12 protein-coding genes are annotated in these 18,783 nt (G+C 67.1%); 6 read left to right on the top strand and 6 right to left on the bottom strand.

The window, feature by feature from the left end; genetic code table 11:
• The first annotated feature begins 214 nt into the window (after window positions 1-214).
• On the top strand, window positions 215-1,327 hold the full coding sequence (locus tag FHT98_RS24735) for a M20 family metallopeptidase (protein WP_061968305.1): 1,113 nt from the start codon (window positions 215-217) through the stop codon (window positions 1,325-1,327).
• Window positions 1,328-1,545: 218 nt separating this feature from the next.
• Here the strand turns inward: FHT98_RS24735 and accC are convergent, their stop codons facing one another.
• From accC to FHT98_RS24715, 4 genes are all read right to left on the bottom strand, one after another.
• On the bottom strand, window positions 1,546-2,907 hold the full coding sequence (gene accC / locus FHT98_RS24730; protein ID WP_061968307.1) for an acetyl-CoA carboxylase biotin carboxylase subunit: 1,362 nt from the start codon (window positions 2,905-2,907) through the stop codon (window positions 1,546-1,548).
• Window positions 2,908-2,948: 41 nt separating this feature from the next.
• Entirely contained in the window at window positions 2,949-3,413 is a 465-nt protein-coding gene (accB, locus tag FHT98_RS24725; protein ID WP_061967741.1) for an acetyl-CoA carboxylase biotin carboxyl carrier protein, read from the bottom strand.
• A gap of 72 nt (window positions 3,414-3,485) precedes the next feature.
• Entirely contained in the window at window positions 3,486-3,941 is a 456-nt protein-coding gene (aroQ, locus tag FHT98_RS24720) for a type II 3-dehydroquinate dehydratase (protein WP_142115615.1), read from the bottom strand.
• A gap of 120 nt (window positions 3,942-4,061) precedes the next feature.
• A complete protein-coding gene (locus tag FHT98_RS24715; protein ID WP_142115614.1) occupies window positions 4,062-4,868 on the bottom strand; it encodes a DsbA family protein in 807 nt (268 codons plus the stop codon).
• A 186-nt stretch (window positions 4,869-5,054) separates the two neighbouring features.
• On the opposite strand from FHT98_RS24715, the gene FHT98_RS24710 reads away from it, so the two are divergent.
• Complete coding sequence (locus FHT98_RS24710; RefSeq protein WP_142115613.1) at window positions 5,055-6,245, top strand: pyridoxal phosphate-dependent aminotransferase; 1,191 nt, start codon at window positions 5,055-5,057, stop codon at window positions 6,243-6,245.
• A gap of 87 nt (window positions 6,246-6,332) precedes the next feature.
• Window positions 6,333-8,642 carry a mechanosensitive ion channel family protein gene (locus FHT98_RS24705; protein WP_185745259.1) on the top strand — a complete coding sequence of 770 codons (2,310 nt, stop codon included), beginning with the start codon at window positions 6,333-6,335 and terminating at the stop codon, window positions 8,640-8,642.
• An 84-nt stretch (window positions 8,643-8,726) separates the two neighbouring features.
• Here the strand turns inward: FHT98_RS24705 and FHT98_RS24700 are convergent, their stop codons facing one another.
• Complete coding sequence (locus FHT98_RS24700; protein ID WP_142115611.1) at window positions 8,727-11,486, bottom strand: Rne/Rng family ribonuclease; 2,760 nt, start codon at window positions 11,484-11,486, stop codon at window positions 8,727-8,729.
• Between the two features lie 848 nt (window positions 11,487-12,334).
• On the opposite strand from FHT98_RS24700, the gene FHT98_RS24695 reads away from it, so the two are divergent.
• The 3 genes from FHT98_RS24695 (at window position 12,335) to prfB (ending at window position 17,373) form a co-directional block, all read left to right on the top strand.
• A complete protein-coding gene (locus FHT98_RS24695) occupies window positions 12,335-13,405 on the top strand; it encodes an N-acetylmuramoyl-L-alanine amidase (protein WP_082617419.1) in 1,071 nt (356 codons plus the stop codon).
• Window positions 13,406-13,620: 215 nt separating this feature from the next.
• On the top strand, window positions 13,621-16,071 hold the full coding sequence (locus FHT98_RS24690; protein ID WP_091859561.1) for a penicillin-binding protein 1A: 2,451 nt from the start codon (window positions 13,621-13,623) through the stop codon (window positions 16,069-16,071).
• 173 nt (window positions 16,072-16,244) lie between these two features.
• Window positions 16,245-17,373, top strand: a protein-coding gene (gene prfB / locus FHT98_RS24685) for a peptide chain release factor 2 (protein ID WP_113586906.1) whose coding sequence is annotated in 2 segments (ribosomal slippage) — window positions 16,245-16,313 and window positions 16,315-17,373 — 1,128 coding nt in all. Because the reading frame shifts where the segments join, the coding sequence is not laid out codon by codon here.
• Window positions 17,374-17,443: 70 nt separating this feature from the next.
• On the opposite strand, the gene FHT98_RS24680 is transcribed toward prfB, so the two are convergent.
• Window positions 17,444-18,742 carry a M23 family metallopeptidase gene (locus FHT98_RS24680; protein ID WP_142115610.1) on the bottom strand — a complete coding sequence of 433 codons (1,299 nt, stop codon included), beginning with the start codon at window positions 18,740-18,742 and terminating at the stop codon, window positions 17,444-17,446.
• Window positions 18,743-18,783: the final 41 nt, after the last annotated feature.

Below are 18,783 nucleotides of genomic sequence, written 5' to 3'. Positions count from 1 at the left end.
AATTCGCGGGTTTTCGGTTGCGGGCAGCGAGAGGCCATCGCAGGGCTTCCATTGGGGACCTCCGGTCATCGGCCGACGGGGCCAGGTGGAGAGGCTTGCGCCTCCCGCTGCGACCTCGTCCGCCCGCTCGCTACCCCGGCTTGCGTTTCCGGCCTGCGCAAGACGCATGCGAACCGCCTTGCGTGGCAAGGGCTTCTTCGGTGAACATCGCCCCATGAAACAGCAAGATTCCGCCGCCGCGCTCTCCGTCTGGGTCGCGCTCGAAAGTCCCACCAGCCATCCAGCCGGCGTGAACGGCATGATGGACCTTGTCCAGAAAGATGTTGCGGGGCTGCCGATCGCGGTCGAGCGCATTCCCGGCCGCGACGGCCTCGGCGATATGGTCGTGCTGCGCGCCGGGCTCGACAACGGCCAGCCCGCCGTCGCGGTGATGTCGCATCTCGACACGGTGCATCCGGTGGGGACCAGCGCCAAGGAACTGCCCGTCAGGGTCGATGGCGACCGGCTCTACGGTCCCGGCGTCTACGACATGAAGGGCGGCGCCTGGCTCGCCCTGCAGGCCTTCAAGCAGGTCGCGGCTGCCGGCTCGGCCAAGCGGCCGATGGTCTTCCTGTTCACGCCCGACGAGGAGATCGGTTCGCCGACCAGCCGGGGGCTGATCGAGGAGATCGGCCGGGGATCGAAGGCGGTGCTCGTCACCGAGCCGGCTCGTGAGGGCGGCAAGATCGTCACCGCGCGCAAGGGCGTCGGCCGGTTCGACGTCAGGTTGGAAGGCCGGCCGGCCCATGCCGGCTCGCGCCATGCCGATGGGCGCAGCGCCATCCGCGAGGCGGCGCACCAGATTCTCGCCGTCGAGGGCATGACCGATTACGCACGCGGCATCACCACCAGCGTCGCGCTGGTCGGTGGCGGCACGGCGGCCAACGTCATCCCGCAGCATGCCTGGTTCAGCGTCGATTGCCGCGTCACCACGCTCGCCGACGGCACGATGATGGAGAATCGCATCCTCAGCCTGAAGCCGCATGATCCCGATGTCGCGCTGCGCATCACCGGCGGCATGAACCGGCCGCCCTATGAGAAGTCGGCCGCGGTGGCGGAGCTGTTCGCGCTGGCCCGCAAGGTTGCCGCTGACGCCGGCTTCGACCTGCAGGATTGCCCGATGACCGGCGGCGGCTCGGACGGCAACTTCACCGCGGCGCTCGGCGTGCCCACCCTGGACGGGCTCGGCATCGATGGCGATGGCGCGCATACGCTGCAGGAATACGGGCTGATCTCGTCGATCGCGCCGCGCCAGGCGCTGATCAAGGGCTTGCTGGAGACGATCTGAAGCGCCTGGCGCTTTCCAGGAACGCGCTGTCATCCCGGGCGACCGTAGGGAGACCCGGGATCCATGCCTGAACCTTTCCTGGAAGCGCTCCGGCATGGATCCCGGGTCTGCGCTTCGCTCCGCCCGGGATGACCCGCGCTTCAGGTTTGAAGGAACAGCAATGCAAAAAAGCCCCTCGCGATGCGGGGGGCTTTGTCGTTTCGGAACTGCCTGAAGCCTCAGGCTTCCGGCTCGCCCATGCCGCCGGCGGCGAGGAATTTCTCGAGCCAGTGGATGTTGTAGTCGCCGTTGAGGATGTCCGGGTTGCGCACCAGCGTGCGGAACAGCGGCAGCGTCGTGTCGACGCCGTCGACGACGAACTCGTCGAGCGAACGGCGCAGGCGCATCAGGCATTCGTCGCGGTTGCGGCCGTGGACGATCAGCTTGCCGACCAGCGAATCGTAATGCGGCGGGATCGTGTAGCCCTGATAGGCGGCGGAATCGACGCGCACGCCGAGGCCGCCCGGCGTGTGGAACGAGGCGATCTTGCCGGGCGAGGGGCGGAAGGTCGCGTGATGCTCGGCATTGACCCGGCATTCGATGGCATGGCCCTCGATGACGATGTCCGACTGCTTGAGCGAGAGCGGCGCGCCGGCGGCGATGCGGATCTGCTCGTTGACGAGGTCGATCCCGGTGATCATCTCGGTGACCGGATGCTCGACCTGGATGCGTGTGTTCATCTCGATGAAGTAGAACTCGCCGTCTTCGTAGAGGAACTCGATCGTGCCGGCGCCGCGATACTGCAATTCGCGCATCGCCTTGGCACAGACCTCGCCGATGCGGTCGCGCTCGCCCGCATTGAGGGCAGGCGAGGGGCCTTCCTCCCAGACCTTCTGGTGGCGCCGCTGCAGCGAGCAGTCGCGCTCGCCGAGATGGATCGCATGGCCGCGACCGTCGCCGAGCACCTGGATCTCGATATGGCGCGGCTTCTCGAGATATTTCTCGATATAGACGGCGTCGTCGCCGAAATTGGCCTTGGCTTCGCTGCGGGCGGTGGAGAGCAGCACGGACAGTTCATCCTCGCTGCGGACGACCTTCATGCCCTTGCCGCCGCCGCCTGAAGCGGCCTTGATGATCACCGGGAAGCCGATCTCCCGGATGATCTTCAGGGCTTCCTGGTCATCCGCGACGCCGCCTTCGGAGCCCGGCACGCAGGGAATGCCGAGGCGCTTGGCGGTACGCTTGGCCTCGATCTTGTCGCCCATGCTGCGGATATGCTCGGCCTTGGGACCGATGAAGGCGATGTTGTGCTGCTCCAGGATCTCGGCGAAGCGGGCGTTCTCCGAGAGGAAGCCGTAGCCGGGATGGACCGCATCGGCGCCGGTGATCTCGCAGGCCGCGATCAGGGCGGGGATGTTGAGATAGCTCTCGCGGGCCGGCGGCGGGCCGATGCAGACGCTCTCATCGGCGAGGCGCACATGCATGGCGTTGGCGTCGGCGGTGGAATGCACCGCGACGGTCGCGATACCGAGCTCCTTGGCGGCGCGCAGCACGCGCAGCGCGATCTCTCCACGGTTGGCGATCAGGATCTTGTCGAACATCTTGAAACCCAAATCGGACCCGACGGCGCGCGGCGCCACGCTCACTCGATCACCAGCAGCGGCTCACCGTATTCCACCGGCTGGCCGTCCTCGACCATGATGGCCGTGACCTTGCCGGCGCGGGGCGCGACGATGTCGTTGAAGGTCTTCATCGCCTCGACCAGCAGAATGCGCTCACCCTGCTTCACGACGCTGCCGATCTCGACGAAGGGCTTGGCATCGGGCGAGGGGCGGCGATAGGCGGTGCCGACCATCGGGGAGGGCACGGCGCCGGGATGGGCGGCGGTCGGCTTGGCCTCGGCCGAGGCGGACGCCGCGACCGGAGCCGGCATTGCCATCGCCGGAGCGGCGACGGCGGCCGGGACCTGGACGGTCGCGGTGATGTTGCGGGCAACGCGGACGCGCAGATCGCCCTTCTCGACCTCGATCTCGGTGAGATCGGTCTGATTCAGAAGCTCGGCGAGCTCGCGGACAAGTTCGGGGTCGATCGGGCTCTTGGTCGCCATGGCGGGTATCACCGTCTTCTTCGGATATTCGGATGGGAGCGGCGGCCTTAGCCGCCTCCCGTTCAATGGACTTCAGGCGGCTTTCGCCGCCCGCTTTTCCAGCAGCGGCACGATCGCGTCGAAAGCCAGATCGTAGCTCGCGACGCCGAAGCCGCAGATCACGCCGACGCAGACCGGCGCCATGTAGGAATGGTGCCGGAATTCCTCGCGCGCATGCACGTTGGAGATATGGACCTCGATCGCCAGCGCATCGACGCCCTTGATCGCGTCGCGGAGCGCCACCGAGGTGTGGGTGTAGGCGCCCGCGTTGATGATGACGCCGGCGCCGGCCAGGCCCGCCTGTTGGATGAAGGTGACGAGCTCACCCTCGAAATTGGTCTGGCGGAAGGTGAGGTCGACGCCGACCGCCTCGGCCTTGCGGCGTAAGCCTTCCTCGACGCCGGCCAGGGTGACCGCGCCATAGGTTCCGGGCTCGCGGGTTCCGAGCAGGTTGAGGTTGGGTCCGTTCAGGACGTGGACGGCGACCATCGGGGGCGTTGATTCCGGCACCGCGCGCGGGCGGCAGGAGCCGCCCTCATAAACGTTGAAAGCCGGCAGGGGAAGCCTGAAGCACCCTGCCGGCCCACTGGATCATATTGAAATGGCTGATCAGCCGGCGCAGTCGGTCTTGCCGCAGCGGCGCACGGAATCGATCTTCGCCTTGAGGGCGGCCTGGCCGACAGCGCCGAAGACGATCTCGTCGCCGATGATGAAGGCGGGCGTGCCGGTGAGGCCGAGACGGTCACCGAGCGCGACGGTGTCGGCGATCGCGGCCTTGGTGGCGGGCGCCTCGATATCCTTCTTCAACTGGGCGAGATCGGCACCGGCCTCCTTGGCGATCTCGAGTGCCTTGGCGGCGTTGACCTTGCCCTTCACGGCCATCAGCTTGTTGTGGAACTCGAAATATTTCGGGCCCTGGAGCTGATTCTTCGCGGCGACGGCGACGCGGCTGGCCTCGACCGAATCAGGGCCGAGGATCGGGAAGTCCTTGAGCACGACGCGCAGCTTCGGATCGGCCTTGGAGAGCGCGGTGACGTCCTCCATCGCCCTTTTGCAGAAGCCGCAATTGTAATCCATGAACTCGACCAGGGTGATGTCGCCCTCGGGATTGCCGATGATGACCGAGGTCGCGGGATCGGTGATGCGGGCCTTCTCGGCGGCGACCGCATTGCGCTGGGCATCGGCCTGGGCGACCGTGTTGCGCCGCTCCAGCTCGATCAGGGCGTCCTGGATGATCTCGGGGTTCTTCAGGATCGTCTCGCGGATCAGGTCGGTCACCGCCTTGCGCTGATCGGGCGAGAGTGGCTGGCCCTGCGCCATGGCCGGCGCGGCCGAGGCCGCGAGCCAGAGGCTCAGCGCGACGGCGGCAGGCCGCAGGCAGGCGCGTGCCAGGCTGGTCAGGGTCGGGAAAGCCATCTCGTCATCCTTTCAGAGCCGCAGGCCTGGATTACGCCGGCGGAAGCAATGCGTCTGGGCGCGAGCTTGTGGGTCCTCGCGGGGTGAAGGTCAAATCACAGCTCTGCCAGCGGTCGCGGCCGATGGTTGCAGGCCGCCTTCGGCTCGGCTACGCGATCACGCCTCCTCGCGAAACCGGACAAGCCGATGTCGAATCCCCTGATCGTGCCCGCCGCCTTGCCCGCCCTGGCCGAACGCGCCGAGCGCGTCGCGCCCTTCATCGTCATGGATGTGATGAACCAGGCAGCAGCGATCGAGCGCCGCGGTGGCTCGGTTGTGCATATGGAGGTCGGACAGCCCTCGGCGCCGACGCCGGCCACGATCCGCGCTGCCGCCAGCCGGGCGCTGGAACACGGCCGGATCGGATATACGCAGGCGCTCGGCACGGATTCGCTGAGGGATCGCATCGCGCGCCACTATCAGGATGCTTATGGCGTCGCGGTGGCGGCCGAGCGCGTCGTCGTGACGACGGGTTCGTCCGGCGGTTTCATCCTCGCCTTCCTCGCCTGCTTCCAGCCGGGCGCGCGGATCGCGATCACGGCGCCGGGCTATCCGGCCTATCGCAACATCCTGATCGCGCTCGGGCTGGAGCCGGTGGCGATCGAGGTCGGCCCCGAGACGCGCTTCGCCCTGACGCCGGACCTGATCGAGCGCGCCCATCGCGAAAAGCCGCTGGCTGGCGTGCTGACGATGAGCCCGGCCAACCCGACCGGCGTGGTGATGACGCCTGAAGCCATTGCCGATGTCGCGGCCTGCTGCCGCAAGCTCGGGCTCTGGTACATCTCGGACGAGATCTATCACGGGTTGACCTACGAGACGCCGGCGACGACGGCGCTCGCCGCCGATCCGGACGCGATCGTCGTCAACTCCTTCTCCAAGTACTACTGCATGACCGGCTGGCGCGTCGGCTGGCTCGTGGTGCCGCAGCGCCTCGTGCGCACGATCGAACGGCTGCAGCAGAATTTCTCGATCTCGGTGCCGTATCTCAGCCAGGTGGCGGGCGAGGCGGCTTTCGACGCGACCGCGGAATGCGAGGCGATCAAGGCCGGCTATGCCGCGAACCGCAGCTTCCTGCTGAAGGCCTTGCCGGAGATCGGTCTCGGCGATTTCCTGCCGGTGGACGGGGCCTTCTACATCTATCTCGACATCGGCCGGCACTCGAACGATTCCATGGCCTTCTGCCGCAGCGTGCTCGAGGAAGCCGGCGTCGCGATCACGCCCGGGCTCGATTTCGACGAGGCGCGGGGCGCACGCACGATCAGGCTCTCCTTTGCCGGTTCGCTCGGCGAATGCGAGGAGGCGGTGACGCGCATCGGCGCCTGGATGAAAAAGCGCTGACGAGCGGGCCTCTCCGTCGCGCGAACTGCTTGCCAGATTTCGCAAAATCTCAGCATGCTGCATCGTGGGATAGCGCGGAGGCTTGCTATGAACGTCGCTGCATCGGACGGATACCTGCCGCGGCGTAGCGTTGCCCGATTGGCTGCCCTTTTCGGCGGGCTGGCGCTCGCTTTCGCGGCGATGGCCACGGTCTCGCCCGCTCCGGCTCAGGGCCAATCCTCCGTGGTTCTCAACCTGCGCGGCGACGAGACCCCCGAGACGATCCGCAAAATGGTCGATGCCCTGTCCGCTCCTGGACGGCAGGTCGAGATCCGGGTCGGAGGCGCCGCTACGGCCACGCCCGTTACGACAGCGCCAGCGGAGCCCGCCGGCAAGGCAAAGCTCGCCGCTCAGCCCGCGCCGGCGCTGTCGATGGCGGATGAGGAGGGCTTCCAGGCCGAGGTCAGTGCCCTCGTCGACCGCTTTATCGACGGCGTCGAATATGGCGGCGCCTCCATTCCCGCGATCGGCGAATTGCCGGACAGCTGGGGACGTGTCTGGCTGCGCAATCTCAATGGCCGCGAAGGAGCAACCGCCGGCTGGCGCGTCTTCGGAATCATCTGCCTGGCGCTCGCGGTCGCTTTCACCTTCCGGATCGCGAGCGCCCGCTGGTTCGCGCGCAAGATGCAGCCTGCGGGGCCGGAGTTCACGCCCCGCCTCATCGCCTCGTCCTGGGGCCTGCTCCAGGATGTCGCGACCATTCTGATCGCTCTGGCTGTGGCGCGGGTCGCCCGCAATGCCTGGCTCTCGGAGAGTGATCTCGCCAATATCGCCCTCACAACCGGCGCGAACGGTGCGGCGATCGGCGCGCTCTATATGGCCGTCGGCCGCCTCCTGCTCGCACCCGGCGCGCCGGAACGGCGGATCATGCCGCTGCCGCGCGCCGAGGTGCATTTCCGGCGGCTCGTCGTCTACGCGATCCTGACGCCGCTGATCGTGACCGGCATCCTGCTCTCCCATCACGTCAGCGCGGGACCGCGGCCCGTGACGGGGCTGATTGCGCTGACAGGCCTTCTCATCACGCTGTTCAAGATCTGGTGGTTCCATGACGGGCGGCACGATCTAGCCGCGCTGGTCTTGTCGGGTTCCTCCGAACCGGGCCCGATCCGGCGGCTGATCGCGAGCGGTACGGCCTGGTTCTACATCGCCACGACGGCCTTGTTGTGGATGGTCAGCAGCGCCGCCGCGATGATGTCGAATGGCGGGCGCTGGGCCGAGGCCTCGGCGATGACGCAGGTGGCGATCGTCCTGATCCCGATCCTTGCCGTCGGCGTTGCCAGCCTGCTGCGCTGCCATGCGATGCGGCGCGAGGCGGAGCAAGGTGTCACCTCGATGACGCGCGCAAGTGGCGCGGCCCTGCGTGCGGCGGCTGTCGGCGTGCTATGGGCCGCCGGCTTCTTCGTGCTGTCGCGCCTCTGGGCCGGCTTGCTGCTCGGCGTCAGTTCGGCGCAGTTCGCCGCCGTGATGCGCCAGACGGCCGGTGTCGCGATCTTCGCCTTCGTCGGCTGGGTGGCGCTCGTCTTCCTGCATGCATTCTTCGACGCCTATACGCCGCGGCGACACGTCGTCGGACCCGGCGACGAGGACGTTCCGCATGAGGAGAACGTGCCGAGCCGGCTGGCGACGGTGCTGCCGGTTCTGCGCGGCGTCGTTCTGGGCGCGGTGCTCGGCCTCACCATCCTCATCGTGCTGTCGCGGCTGGGCGTCGATATCGGGCCGCTCCTCGCGGGATTCGGCATCCTCGGTCTCGCCCTCTCCTTCGGCTCCCAGGCGCTGGTGCGCGATATCGTCTCGGGCGTGTTCTTCATGCTCGAGGATGCGTTCCGGGTCGGAGAATATGTCGATACCGGCCGGCTCAAGGGCACCGTCGAGAAGATTTCGCTGCGCTCGATGCAGTTGCGCCACCAGAGCGGTCAGATCCACACCGTGCCCTTCGGCCAGGTCCAGTCACTGACCAATGCCAGCCGCGACTGGGCGACCATCAAGTTCAATGTCCGCCTCGACCATTCCGCCGATATCGAGCAGGCCCGCAAGGCGATCAAGAAGACCGGCATCGCGCTGATGGAGGACCCCGAGTACGGGCCGCATTTCATCGCCCCGCTGAAGATGCAGGGCGTCGCCGACATCACCGATAGCGCCATCGTCATCCGCCTGAAATTCACCGGCAAGCCGAACCAGTCATCGATGCTGCAGCGCGAGGCGCTGAAGCGGGTCTACCGCGCACTGAACGATGCTCGCGTGCCTTTTGCCTCGAATGCGGTGACCGTGCGCGGCGGCGAGGGCGGCGCCCAGAGCCACGCGGCTGCGGCGATCTCGACCGTGCCGCCGCCGAGCCCGCTGGTGCCGGCGGCGGGCTGAGCGGATTTGCCGAACCCGTGAAACGGAAAAGCCCGCTGCGCAACGCAGCGGGCTTCTTTCATGCGTTGGAATTCGGCGGCGCGATCAGGAGCGGCCGGCGAGCCTGTTCCACCAGCCGCCACGCTTCGGCCGGTCCGGGTCCGGCTCGGTCAGCACGACTGCGACGGGCTCCTCGGCAGGTGCGCGAACGGGGGCGGGTTCCGGCGCCGGAGCGGGCTCGGCCGGGGCCGCCGCGGTCTCGGGAGCAGCGACCGGCGCCTCGGCCTTGGCCTCAACAGGAGCCGGAGCAGCTTCCGCAGCGGCTTCGCCCCCCTCGGTGATCGGCACGACCTTCTTGCGCGAGCGGCTGCGCTTGGGCTTCTCGGCCTCGATCGGAGCAACCTCGGCGGCTACCGTCTCGGTCTTGGCTTCGGTCTCCTTGGCGGCCTCGGCCTTCGGCTTGCGGGCGCGGCTGCGCTTCGGCTTGGCGGGCTCGGCCGCAGGCTCCTCGACGACCGGTTCCGGGGCGACTTCGGCGGCGGCTTCGGCAGCCGGCTCGGCCGTTGCCGTGGCCGGGATGGCGGCGTCGTCGCCGTCTTCCTCGCTCTCGTCGCCTTCGTCGTCACCCTGCGCGCCGTCGAGCTGCTGGCCCTGCTCGTCACGCTCACCGCCACGCCGGCGGCGGCGACGGCGACGGCGACGGCGTCCATTCTCGCCCTCGCCACGCTCGGACTGGTCCTGGGCCTCGGCGGCGGCGGTCTCGGTGCCGCCGGTTTCGGCGTCGAGGGCGGCCGCTTCCGCCGCGGCATCCAGCGCCTCGTCATCGACATCCGACGCGATCGCCTCGGCCTTGAAGCTGGTCGGGACGACGCGCCCCTCATTGCCGACGAATTCGCCGCGCTCGACCTCGAAATAGCGCGTGCCGAGAAGGTTCGCGTCGGTCGAGATCGTGATCGCGATGGCGAAGCGGGTCTCGAGATCGGCGAGATGGGCACGCTTCTGGTTCAGCACATAGAGCGCCACCTCCGGACGGGTCCGGACGGTGAGATTGTGCGCGGCGCTCTTGATCAGCGTCTCCTCCAGCGCGCGCAGGATCTGCAGCGCGACGGAAGAGGTCGAGCGGATCATGCCGGCGCCAGCGCAGTGCGGGCAGGGCACCGAGGACGATTCGAGCACGCCGGTGCGGATGCGCTGGCGCGACATCTCGAGCAGTCCGAAGGCCGAGATGCGGCCGACCTGGATGCGGGCGCGGTCGTCCTTCAGGCACTCCTTCAGCTTCTTCTCGACGGCGCGGTTGTTGCGGTTCTCCTCCATGTCGATGAAATCGATCACGATGAGGCCGGCGAGATCGCGCAGGCGCAGCTGGCGGGAGATTTCCTCCGCCGCCTCGAGATTGGTCTTGAGGGCGGTGTCCTCGATATTGTGCTCGCGGGTCGAGCGGCCGGAGTTGATGTCGATCGCGACCAGCGCTTCGGTCTGGTTGATGACGATATAGCCGCCGGATTTCAGCGTGACCGTGTTCGAGAACATCGCGTCGAGCTGGCTTTCGACGCCGAAGGAGGCGAAGAGCGGGGTCTGCTCGCGATAGGCCTTCACGCTCTTGGCCTGGCTCGGCATGAGCATGCGCATGAAGTCCTTGGCCTCGCGATAGGCCTCCTCGCCGGCGACGTGAACCTCGTCGATATCCTTGTTGTAGAGGTCGCGGATCGAGCGCTTGACGAGGTTGCCCTCCTCATAGACCAGCGCCGGAGCGACCGAGGCCAGCGTCAGCTCGCGCACGCTCTCCCACATCCGCATCAGGTATTCGTAGTCGCGCCGGATCTCGACCTTGGTGCGCGAGGCGCCGGCCGTGCGCAGGATCAGGCCCATCCCCTCGGGAACCTCGAGCTCGGTCGCGATCTCCTTGAGGCGCTTGCGGTCCTCGGCATTGGTGATCTTGCGCGAGATGCCGCCGCCCTTGCCGGTGTTGGGCATCAGCACCGAATAGCGGCCGGCCAGCGAGAGATAGGTGGTGAGCGCCGCGCCCTTGTTGCCGCGCTCTTCCTTGACGACCTGGACCAGGATGATCTGGCGGCGCTTGATCACCTCCTGGATCTTGTACTGGCGGCGGTGGCTGCGCTGGCGCCGCTCCGGCATGTCGTCGAGGGCGTCGCCGCCGCCGAGCTGTTCGGGAGCCTCTTCGGTCTCCTCGTTGCCGTTCTCGTCGTCGCCGTCGTCCTCGGACGGCTTGCGGGCTTCGGTGTCCGAGCCCTCCGGCTCTTCGACCGAAACCTCGACGGCGTCGACGGAGACGGTCTCGAAGGTCAGCGGCGCAGCGTTCGCAGCGGCGTCCTCGGTGGTCGATTCGGCGACATCCGGCGCGAAATACTCACCGAAGGCAGGCGCGCCCTCATTGACCATGGCGGCTTCCTTGCCGTCGGTCTCGACCTGGACGTCCTCGCCGGTCGCTTCGACTTCCGCCGAAACGGTCTCGTCGGCGGCGGCCTTCTTGGCACGGTTGTCGCGATCGCCGCGGCGGCCACGGTCGCGGCGACCGCGCTTCTCGCGCTTCTCCTCGTCGCGCTCCTCGTCACGCTCGGCGCGGGCTTCGTCGTCGAGCAGCGCCTGCCGGTCGGCGACCGGGATCTGGTAGTAGTCGGGATGGATCTCGGAGAAGGCGAGGAAGCCGTGGCGGTTGCCGCCATACTCGACGAAGGCGGCCTGGAGCGAAGGCTCCACCCGCGTCACCTTGGCGAGATAGATATTGCCGCGCAGCGGCTTGCGGCTGGCGGATTCGAAATCAAATTCTTCGACGCGGGACCCGCGGACCACCACGACCCGGGTCTCCTCCGGGTGGGTGGCATCGATAAGCATCTTGTTGGCCATAAGTCGTTTCCATTGGCGCGGCCGCCAACCAGGGCCGCGCGGCTACGGATGCTAGTCCGCCGCCGCGGGCAGGGGCGCCGCGAAAAGACCGGGATGAGCCGGCATGTTGCAGGAGGGAGAAGGAAGCGGTCGAGACAGGAAGGCGGCTCGGAACAGCCACCCGGGCGCAAAGCCCGGCGCGGTTCCGCAGGTTCGGACGGTTCACCGATGGTGCTAGCGGCGTCTTATGCCCCGTCATCTGTCCTGACCTGCGATGCTCCGGCCGGGCGGCCAGGCGCATCGCGTTTGCACGCTCGCAAGACAGGGCAGGGCGCAGAAAACACGCAATCCCGATGCCAACCGTCTGCGGACGATCCGTTGCGGTCGTCTTGTTGCCGCCACTCCGGTCCGGAGCGGTAGCCCAGCCTGCTTCGGACGCCGACGGATCGCACGATCCGGATGTGTCCCTCGGGCAGGCTGACAAGCAACCTGTTCCATTACAGACAGGTGATAGTGATTTGCAAGTCACATGACGCGTGCATCTCACGCCGCCTTCGGCAGGGCGGTTCACGGTCTCGGGAAGAGATGGTAACGGGCTGTTAGGATTTCAGCCCCGTTATGGTTAAACCCTCGTAACAATAAGCGGGATCTTTCACCTGTTCTCGTGCATCCGCCGCGCCGATTCGAGCCGTTGCGATGCGCCGTGGCGATCCCGGGCGCTGCGGTGCGCGCTCGCCGTCGCTTGCCTGCTGGCGACCGGCTTTTCGTCGGCCTGGGCGGAGACGAAGGCCGAGCCGCGGCCGCAGAGCGAGTATCCGGTCGCGACCGACGCCCGTATCGAGCAGAACGGCGAGACCGTAAGCCTTTCGATGATGCTGTCCTCGGCCGTCGCGGTCGATGCCTGGGTGCAGGTCTCTCCGGACCGCGTCATCGTCGAACTGCCCTCGACCAATTTCCAGATCCGGCCTTCGGTAAAGCGCAGCGCCGGCTTCGTCAGCGGCTATCGCTACGGCCTGTTCACCGCCGACAAGGCCCGAATCATCATCGACCTGTCGCATCCCGCCGTCATCGCGAAGGCCGAGGTGAAGACGGTGCGGGGCGGCTTCGGCGAACTGACGATCGAATTGAAGAAGGTCGCGCGGGCGGAGTTCCTGGCCGAGGCCGACAAGGTGCGCAGGCCGGGACCGGTTGCTCCTGCTACGGCGCCCGCAAAGGCTGCCGGCGAGACGCGCCGCACCATCGTGATCGATCCCGGCCATGGCGGTATCGATCCGGGTGCGACGGTCGCTGCCATCGCCGAGAAGGTGGTGGTTCTCGCCTTCGGCAAGGCACTCAAGGAGCAGCTCGAGGCCAGCGGCCGCTATCGCGTCGTCATGACCCGCGACGACGACCGTTTCGTCTCGCTCGGCGATCGCGTGCAGATCGGGCGCGGCGAGCAGGCCGACCTGTTCGTCTCGATCCATGCCGATTCGCTGACCCAGGCCCAGGAGGTCCGCGGCGCCACCGTCTATACCCGCTCGGAGCGTGCGACGGACGCCGAGGCCGCCCGGCTTGCGGCCAAGGAAAACGAGGCGGATGCCGCCGCAGGACTGGAAACCAGCGAGGAACTGCAGGATGTCGCCGGCATCCTGCAGGATCTCGCCCGGCGCGAGACGCGGACCTTCACCGGTGTCTTCGCGCGCAATCTTGTCGAGAAGCTCGGCGGTTCGATCAAGATGCACAAGGTCCCGCTGCGCTCGGCACGGTTCTGGGTGCTGAGCGCGCCGGATGTGCCGTCGGTGCTGATCGAGCTCGGCTACATGTCGAGCCCGAAGGATGCCGAACTGCTCAATTCGCCGGAATGGCGAGGCAAGGCGGTGACCGCCGTTTCTTCCGCGATCGAGGATTATTTCGCCCGCGAGCGGGCTTCCGTCGGCAAGGCGGCCGAGAACCGGAACTAGCCGCTCCGGTTGCGCCCGGCCGGGATCGGCGGCAGGGATGGGGAAGCGGCCGAATCGTCGGCGGCGTGCCTGCGTAGCGTTCCGAGGACTGCCGGATGGTGCGGAATGTGGTCGCGAAGCCACGGTTCCGCCATCTCCGTCATGTTATAGCTTTGATTTGCGAAGCGCCCCGATCCGGCGCCCGCCGGTGAGAATTACGGGGTCCAGGGCCTGAGATGCGGTTCATTCTGCGAATCTTCGGATGGTTGTTCGCCGCCGGTGCGATCGCTTTCGTGATCGGCGCCGCCATCGCCGGCGGATTGATCTGGCATTACTCGCAGGATCTGCCGGACTATGCCCAGCTCAGGAACTACGAGCCGCCGGTGATGACGCGCGTCCATGCGGGCGACGGCAGCCTGATCGCCGAATATGCGCGCGAACGCCGCCTTTATCTGCCGATCCAGGCCGTGCCGAAGCTGCTCATCGACGCCTATCTCTCGGCCGAGGACAAGAATTTCTACAAGCATATCGGCGTCGATCCGGAAGGTCTGGTTCGTGCCGCCATCTCGAACTTCCGCAACCGAGGCGCGAATCGTCGGCCGCAGGGTGCCTCGACGATTACCCAGCAGGTCGCGAAGAACTTCTTCCTCAGCCCCGAGCAGTCGATCGAACGCAAGATTCGTGAGGCGCTCGTCGCGCTGAAGCTCGAATCGACCTATTCGAAGGACAAGATCCTCGAGCTCTACCTGAACGAGATCTATCTCGGCGCCCCGGCGCCGGGGCAGGGCAGCTATGGCATCGCCGCCGCGGCACTGAACTATTTCGGCAAGTCGGTGCATGAGCTGAACCTGCAGGAAGCGGCTTACCTTGCAGCGCTGCCGAAGGCGCCCTCCGACCTCCATCCCTTCCGCAACCGCGACCGCGCAATCGAGCGCCGCAACTACGTCATCGATCGCATGGTCGAGAACGGCTATGCCAAGCGCGAGGCGGGTGAAGAGGCGAAGAAGCAGCCGCTCGGCGTCAACCCGCGCACGGTTTCGCCCAACAACATCGCCGCCGGCTACTTCGCCGAGGAGATCCGGCGCGAATTGCAGGACCGCTATGGCGAGAAGAAGCTGCTCGAAGGCGGCCTCTCGGTCCGCGCCACCGTCGACCCGAAGACCCAGTTGATGGCCCGCAAGGCGCTGGTCGATGGGCTGGTGCGCTTCGACGAGGCGCGCGGCTGGCGCGGCGCCATCCAGAAGATCGACCTTGGCGGCCAAGACTGGGGTGCCGTGGTCGGCGAACTGCCGGTGCTCGGCGACGTGGCGCCATGGCGGCTCGCGGTGGTGCTCGACGTCAACGGCGACAGCGCCAAGCTCGGCCTGCATCCGCTGCGCGATACCGCCGGTCATCTCAACAAGGAGCGCCAGATCCTGACGCTCGCCGCCGACGGCATCAAATGGACCCGCCGCGGCCGCATCTCGCAGGTCGTTTCCGTCGGCGACGTCGTCTATGTCGAGCCGATGGAGAGCCGGCCGGGTTATGCGCGGCTGCGGCAATTGCCCGAGGTCAACGGCGCCATCGTCGCGATGGACCCGTTCTCGGGCCGCGTGCTCGCGATGGTCGGCGGCTTCAGCCACGATCAGTCGGAGTTCAACCGCGCGACGCAGGCGCTGCGTCAGCCCGGCTCCTCGTTCAAGCCCTTCGTCTACGCGACCGCTCTCGACAACGGCTACACCCCGTCCAGCATCATCCTGGACGCGCCGATCGAGATCGATCAGGGGGCGGGGCTCGGCATGTGGCGCCCGGAGAACTACGACGGCAAATCGACCGGGCCGCGCACGCTGCGCTACGGCATCCAGTTCTCGAAGAATCTGATGACGGTGCGGCTCGCCAAGGATGTCGGCATGCCGCTGATCGCCGAATATGCACGCCGCTTCGGCGTCTATGACGATCTCCAGCCGGTTCTGTCGATGTCGCTGGGCGCCGGCGAGACGACCGTGATGCGGATGACCGCGGGCTATTCGATGCTGGTCAATGGCGGCAAGCGAATCCGGCCGACCCTGATCGACCGCATCCAGGACCGCTCGGGCTCGACGATCTTCCGGCACGACCAGCGGGTCTGCGAGGGCTGCAACGCCGAGAAATGGGCCAACCAGCCGGAGCCGCGCCTGGTCGATAATCGCGAGCAGGTCCTCGACCCGTTGACCGCCTACCAGATGGTCTCGATCCTCGAGGGCGTGGTCAACGCCGGCACGGCAACGGTGGTCAAGTCGGTCGGCAAGCCGCTCGCCGGCAAGACCGGCACGACCAACGATGCCAAGGACGTCTGGTTCGTCGGCTTCTCGCCCGACCTCGCCGTCGGCGTCTATATGGGCTTCGACAAGCCGAAGTCGCTCGGCACCTCGGCGACGGCCGGCCAGTATGCCGCGCCGATCTTCCGCGACTTCATGAGCGCGGCGCTGAAGGACAAGCCGGCGACGCCGTTCCGCGTGCCGGCCGGCATCAAGCTGATCCGCGTCGACCCCCGCACCGGCATGCGCGCCGGCGGCGAGGGCGGCATTCTCGAAGCCTTCAAGCCGGGCACGGCGCCGCCGGACAGCTATTCGGTGATCGGTGCCGCCGGCGACGGCAGCGCGCCGCTCAATGTCGGGCCGGGAGGCGGCGGTCGCGCCGTTGGTTCCGGCACTGGTGGGCTCTACTGAGCTGACAGCAGGTTTTTGACGCCCGGAGATGACTCCGGGCGTTTTTCCTTTCGGGCCGACGATCATAGTCGCCTCGATCCGGCGAGCTGATGATCGCTCGGGCGTTTACAGCGCCGGCTTTCGCCCCTATCTCAGCGCTCAAGTTCAGCCCACAAGGACGTCCAGACGGAATCATGCGCCCCGAAATCCAGACGCAACTCGATAACGCCAAGCAGTCGATCGGACTGCTGAGGAGGCATCTTTGACTGGGATGTCGCTCAACGCCGCCTAGCGGAACTCAACGCCCTCTCCGAGGGACCCGATTTCTGGAACGATGCTGAAACCGCGCAGAAGCTGATGCGCGAACGCACCTCGCTGGAAACCCAGATCGAGGGCATCGGCAAGCTCGAGCGCGAGCTCGACGACGCGCTGACGCTGATCGAACTCGGCGAGATGGAGGGCGACGAGGCCACCGTCACCGAGGGCGAGCAGGCGATCAAGGCCGTGCAGGACGAAGCGGCGCGGCTGCAGGTCGAGACCTTGCTTTCGGGCGAGGCCGACATGCTCGACACCTATGTCGAGATTCATCCCGGCGCGGGTGGCACCGAGAGCCAGGACTGGGCCGAGATGCTGCTGCGCATGTATCGGCGCTGGGGCGAGCGGCGGAAGTTCAAGGTCGAGACGCTCGAGTACCAGGATGGCGATACGGCCGGCATCAAGTCGGCGACGCTGCAGTTCAAGGGTCACAACGCCTATGGCTGGCTGAAGACCGAATCGGGCGTGCACCGGCTGGTGCGCATCTCGCCCTTTGACTCGAATGCCAGGCGGCAGACCTCGTTTGCGTCGATCTGGGTCTATCCGGTCGTCGACGACCGCATCGTCATCGACGTCAATGAATCCGACTGCCGCATCGACACCTATCGCGCGCAGGGAGCCGGTGGCCAGCACATCAACACGACGGATTCGGCGGTGCGCATCACGCATATCCCGACCGGAATCGCGGTGTCCTGCCAGCAGGAGCGTTCGCAGCACAAGAACCGGGCCAAGGCCTGGGACATGCTGCGCGCGCGCCTCTACGAGGTCGAGCTGAAGAAGCGCGAGGACAAGGCCAATGCCGAGCAGGCCTCCAAGACCGATATCGGCTGGGGCCACCAGATCCGCTCCTATGTGCTGCAGCCCTACCAGCTGGTGAAGGACCTGCGCACGGGCGTCAGCTCGACGGCGCCGTCGGAGGTGCTCGATGGCGATCTCGATGCCTTCATGGAGGCGTCGCTGGCACAGCGCGTCTACGGCACCGAGGTGGAAGTCGAGGATATCGACTAGTCTCGGCTGCCAAGGCGAACAAAAAAGGCCGCGCCCGAAGCGCGGCCTTTTTCATTTCGGGCTGGTCCTGTCAGAGCGCTTTCGCGAGCAGCTTGCCGCCGGCACGCAGGAAGCGGGTCGGGTCGACCGGCTCGTCGTTGATGCGGGTTTCGTAATGCAGGTGCGGTCCGGTCGAGCGACCGGTGGTGCCGACCCGGCCGACCACGGTCCCCGCCTTCACCATCTGCCCGGTCGAGACCGAGATCGCTGACATGTGGGCGTAGCGGGTGCTCAGGCCATTGGCGTGCTCGACCTCGACCATGTTGCCGTAGCCGCCATTGTACTCGGCCACCACGACCTTGCCCGGTGCGGTCGCCAGGACGGAGGAGCCGGTCTCGGCCCGGAAATCGACGCCGGTATGCATGGCGAGACCGCGGGTGAAGGGATCGGTGCGGTAGCCGAAATTCGAGGTGAAGTCGTGATCGCCGGCCATCGGCCGGGAAAGTGGCAATTGCTCGATCACGCCGCGCAGGCGCAGGACCGACGCCACGCGCGGCTGGAGGGCGCTGAGCGTGGCCGCGAAAGGGCTCTCCGACGGATCGAGCTTCACCGGCACGAAGGGGCCGCCCATGCCGCCGGCCGAGGCCGCCGGTGCGGCGAGGCGATCGGCGTCAAGCCCGGTTTCGGCGAGCGCGCTGCGCAGGCGCTTCTGCGTCACGGCGAGGGTCTCGTCCATCTCCTTCAGCGTCGAGAGCTGCGCGTTGGACGTCCTGGCCATGGCGCCGTCAAGCTTCGTCAAGGCGGCATCGACACGCTTCGCTGGGGGCTCGGCCGGGGTTTCGCCGGACTGCCAGCCGCTATCGGCGCCGCGCAGCGAAGGTGTCTCCGGTGCGGGCGTCGGCTTGCCCGGCAGGATCGGGGCGAAACTGGTCACGCCGGAGGCGCGGATCGGTTCGCCGGGCTTGATGACCTGCGAGCGCAGCGGCAGCTTCGCGGCCGGCATCAGGCCATTGGATTGCAACGTGTCGGTGAGCGCCGCCACGAGCGACTGGCGCGATTCGATCTCGGCCTGCCGGCTGGCAAGTTCGTCGACGCGCGATTCGACACCGTCCTGATCGAGGAGGGCGCGGCTGGCGTAGCGGTCGATATCGGCCCGCAGCGCGGAGATCCGATCCTCATAGGCGTATTGGCGCGATGTCTCGCGGGCGATCAGCCTCGCGGCAAGATCATCCCTGCTGAGGATGTACCAGCCGGCGCCGCCGCTGCAGGCCGTGCTCAGGGCGAGCCAGGCGAGCCCTGCGAGCATGGTGGAACGGCGCAGCGTATAGGTCTTGTGGGAGACCAGGCCGACGGTCGGGAGGGCGGGAGCTGTCTGGGACTGATGATGCATACGCGGAACCGGTAATCACGCTGCCGATACCCTCATCAGAC

It is taken from the genome of Allobosea sp. AK1, assembly GCF_006714945.1.
Taxonomy (GTDB): Bacteria; Pseudomonadota; Alphaproteobacteria; order Rhizobiales; family Beijerinckiaceae; genus Allobosea; species Allobosea robiniae.
The sequence above is the reverse complement of the archived record's forward strand: the minus strand, read 5'-3'. Positions and strand labels throughout refer to the sequence as shown.

Excerpts from the sequence above, each read along its gene's own strand:
- accB (WP_061967741.1), bottom strand. The coding sequence starts at position 3,413 with ATGGCGACCAAGAGCCCGATCGACCCCGAACTTGTCCGCGAGCTCGCC.
- FHT98_RS24715 (WP_142115614.1), bottom strand. The coding sequence starts at position 4,868 with ATGGCTTTCCCGACCCTGACCAGCCTGGCACGCGCCTGCCTGCGGCCT.
- FHT98_RS24680 (WP_142115610.1), bottom strand. The coding sequence starts at position 18,742 with ATGCATCATCAGTCCCAGACAGCTCCCGCCCTCCCGACCGTCGGCCTG.
- FHT98_RS24710 (WP_142115613.1), top strand. The coding sequence starts at position 5,055 with ATGTCGAATCCCCTGATCGTGCCCGCCGCCTTGCCCGCCCTGGCCGAA.
- FHT98_RS24735 (WP_061968305.1), top strand. The coding sequence starts at position 215 with ATGAAACAGCAAGATTCCGCCGCCGCGCTCTCCGTCTGGGTCGCGCTC.
- aroQ (WP_142115615.1), bottom strand. The coding sequence starts at position 3,941 with ATGGTCGCCGTCCACGTCCTGAACGGACCCAACCTCAACCTGCTCGGA.
- FHT98_RS24700 (WP_142115611.1), bottom strand. The coding sequence starts at position 11,486 with ATGGCCAACAAGATGCTTATCGATGCCACCCACCCGGAGGAGACCCGG.
- FHT98_RS24705 (WP_185745259.1), top strand. The coding sequence starts at position 6,333 with ATGAACGTCGCTGCATCGGACGGATACCTGCCGCGGCGTAGCGTTGCC.
- accC (WP_061968307.1), bottom strand. The coding sequence starts at position 2,907 with ATGTTCGACAAGATCCTGATCGCCAACCGTGGAGAGATCGCGCTGCGC.
- FHT98_RS24695 (WP_082617419.1), top strand. The coding sequence starts at position 12,335 with ATGATGCTGTCCTCGGCCGTCGCGGTCGATGCCTGGGTGCAGGTCTCT.
- FHT98_RS24690 (WP_091859561.1), top strand. The coding sequence starts at position 13,621 with ATGCGGTTCATTCTGCGAATCTTCGGATGGTTGTTCGCCGCCGGTGCG.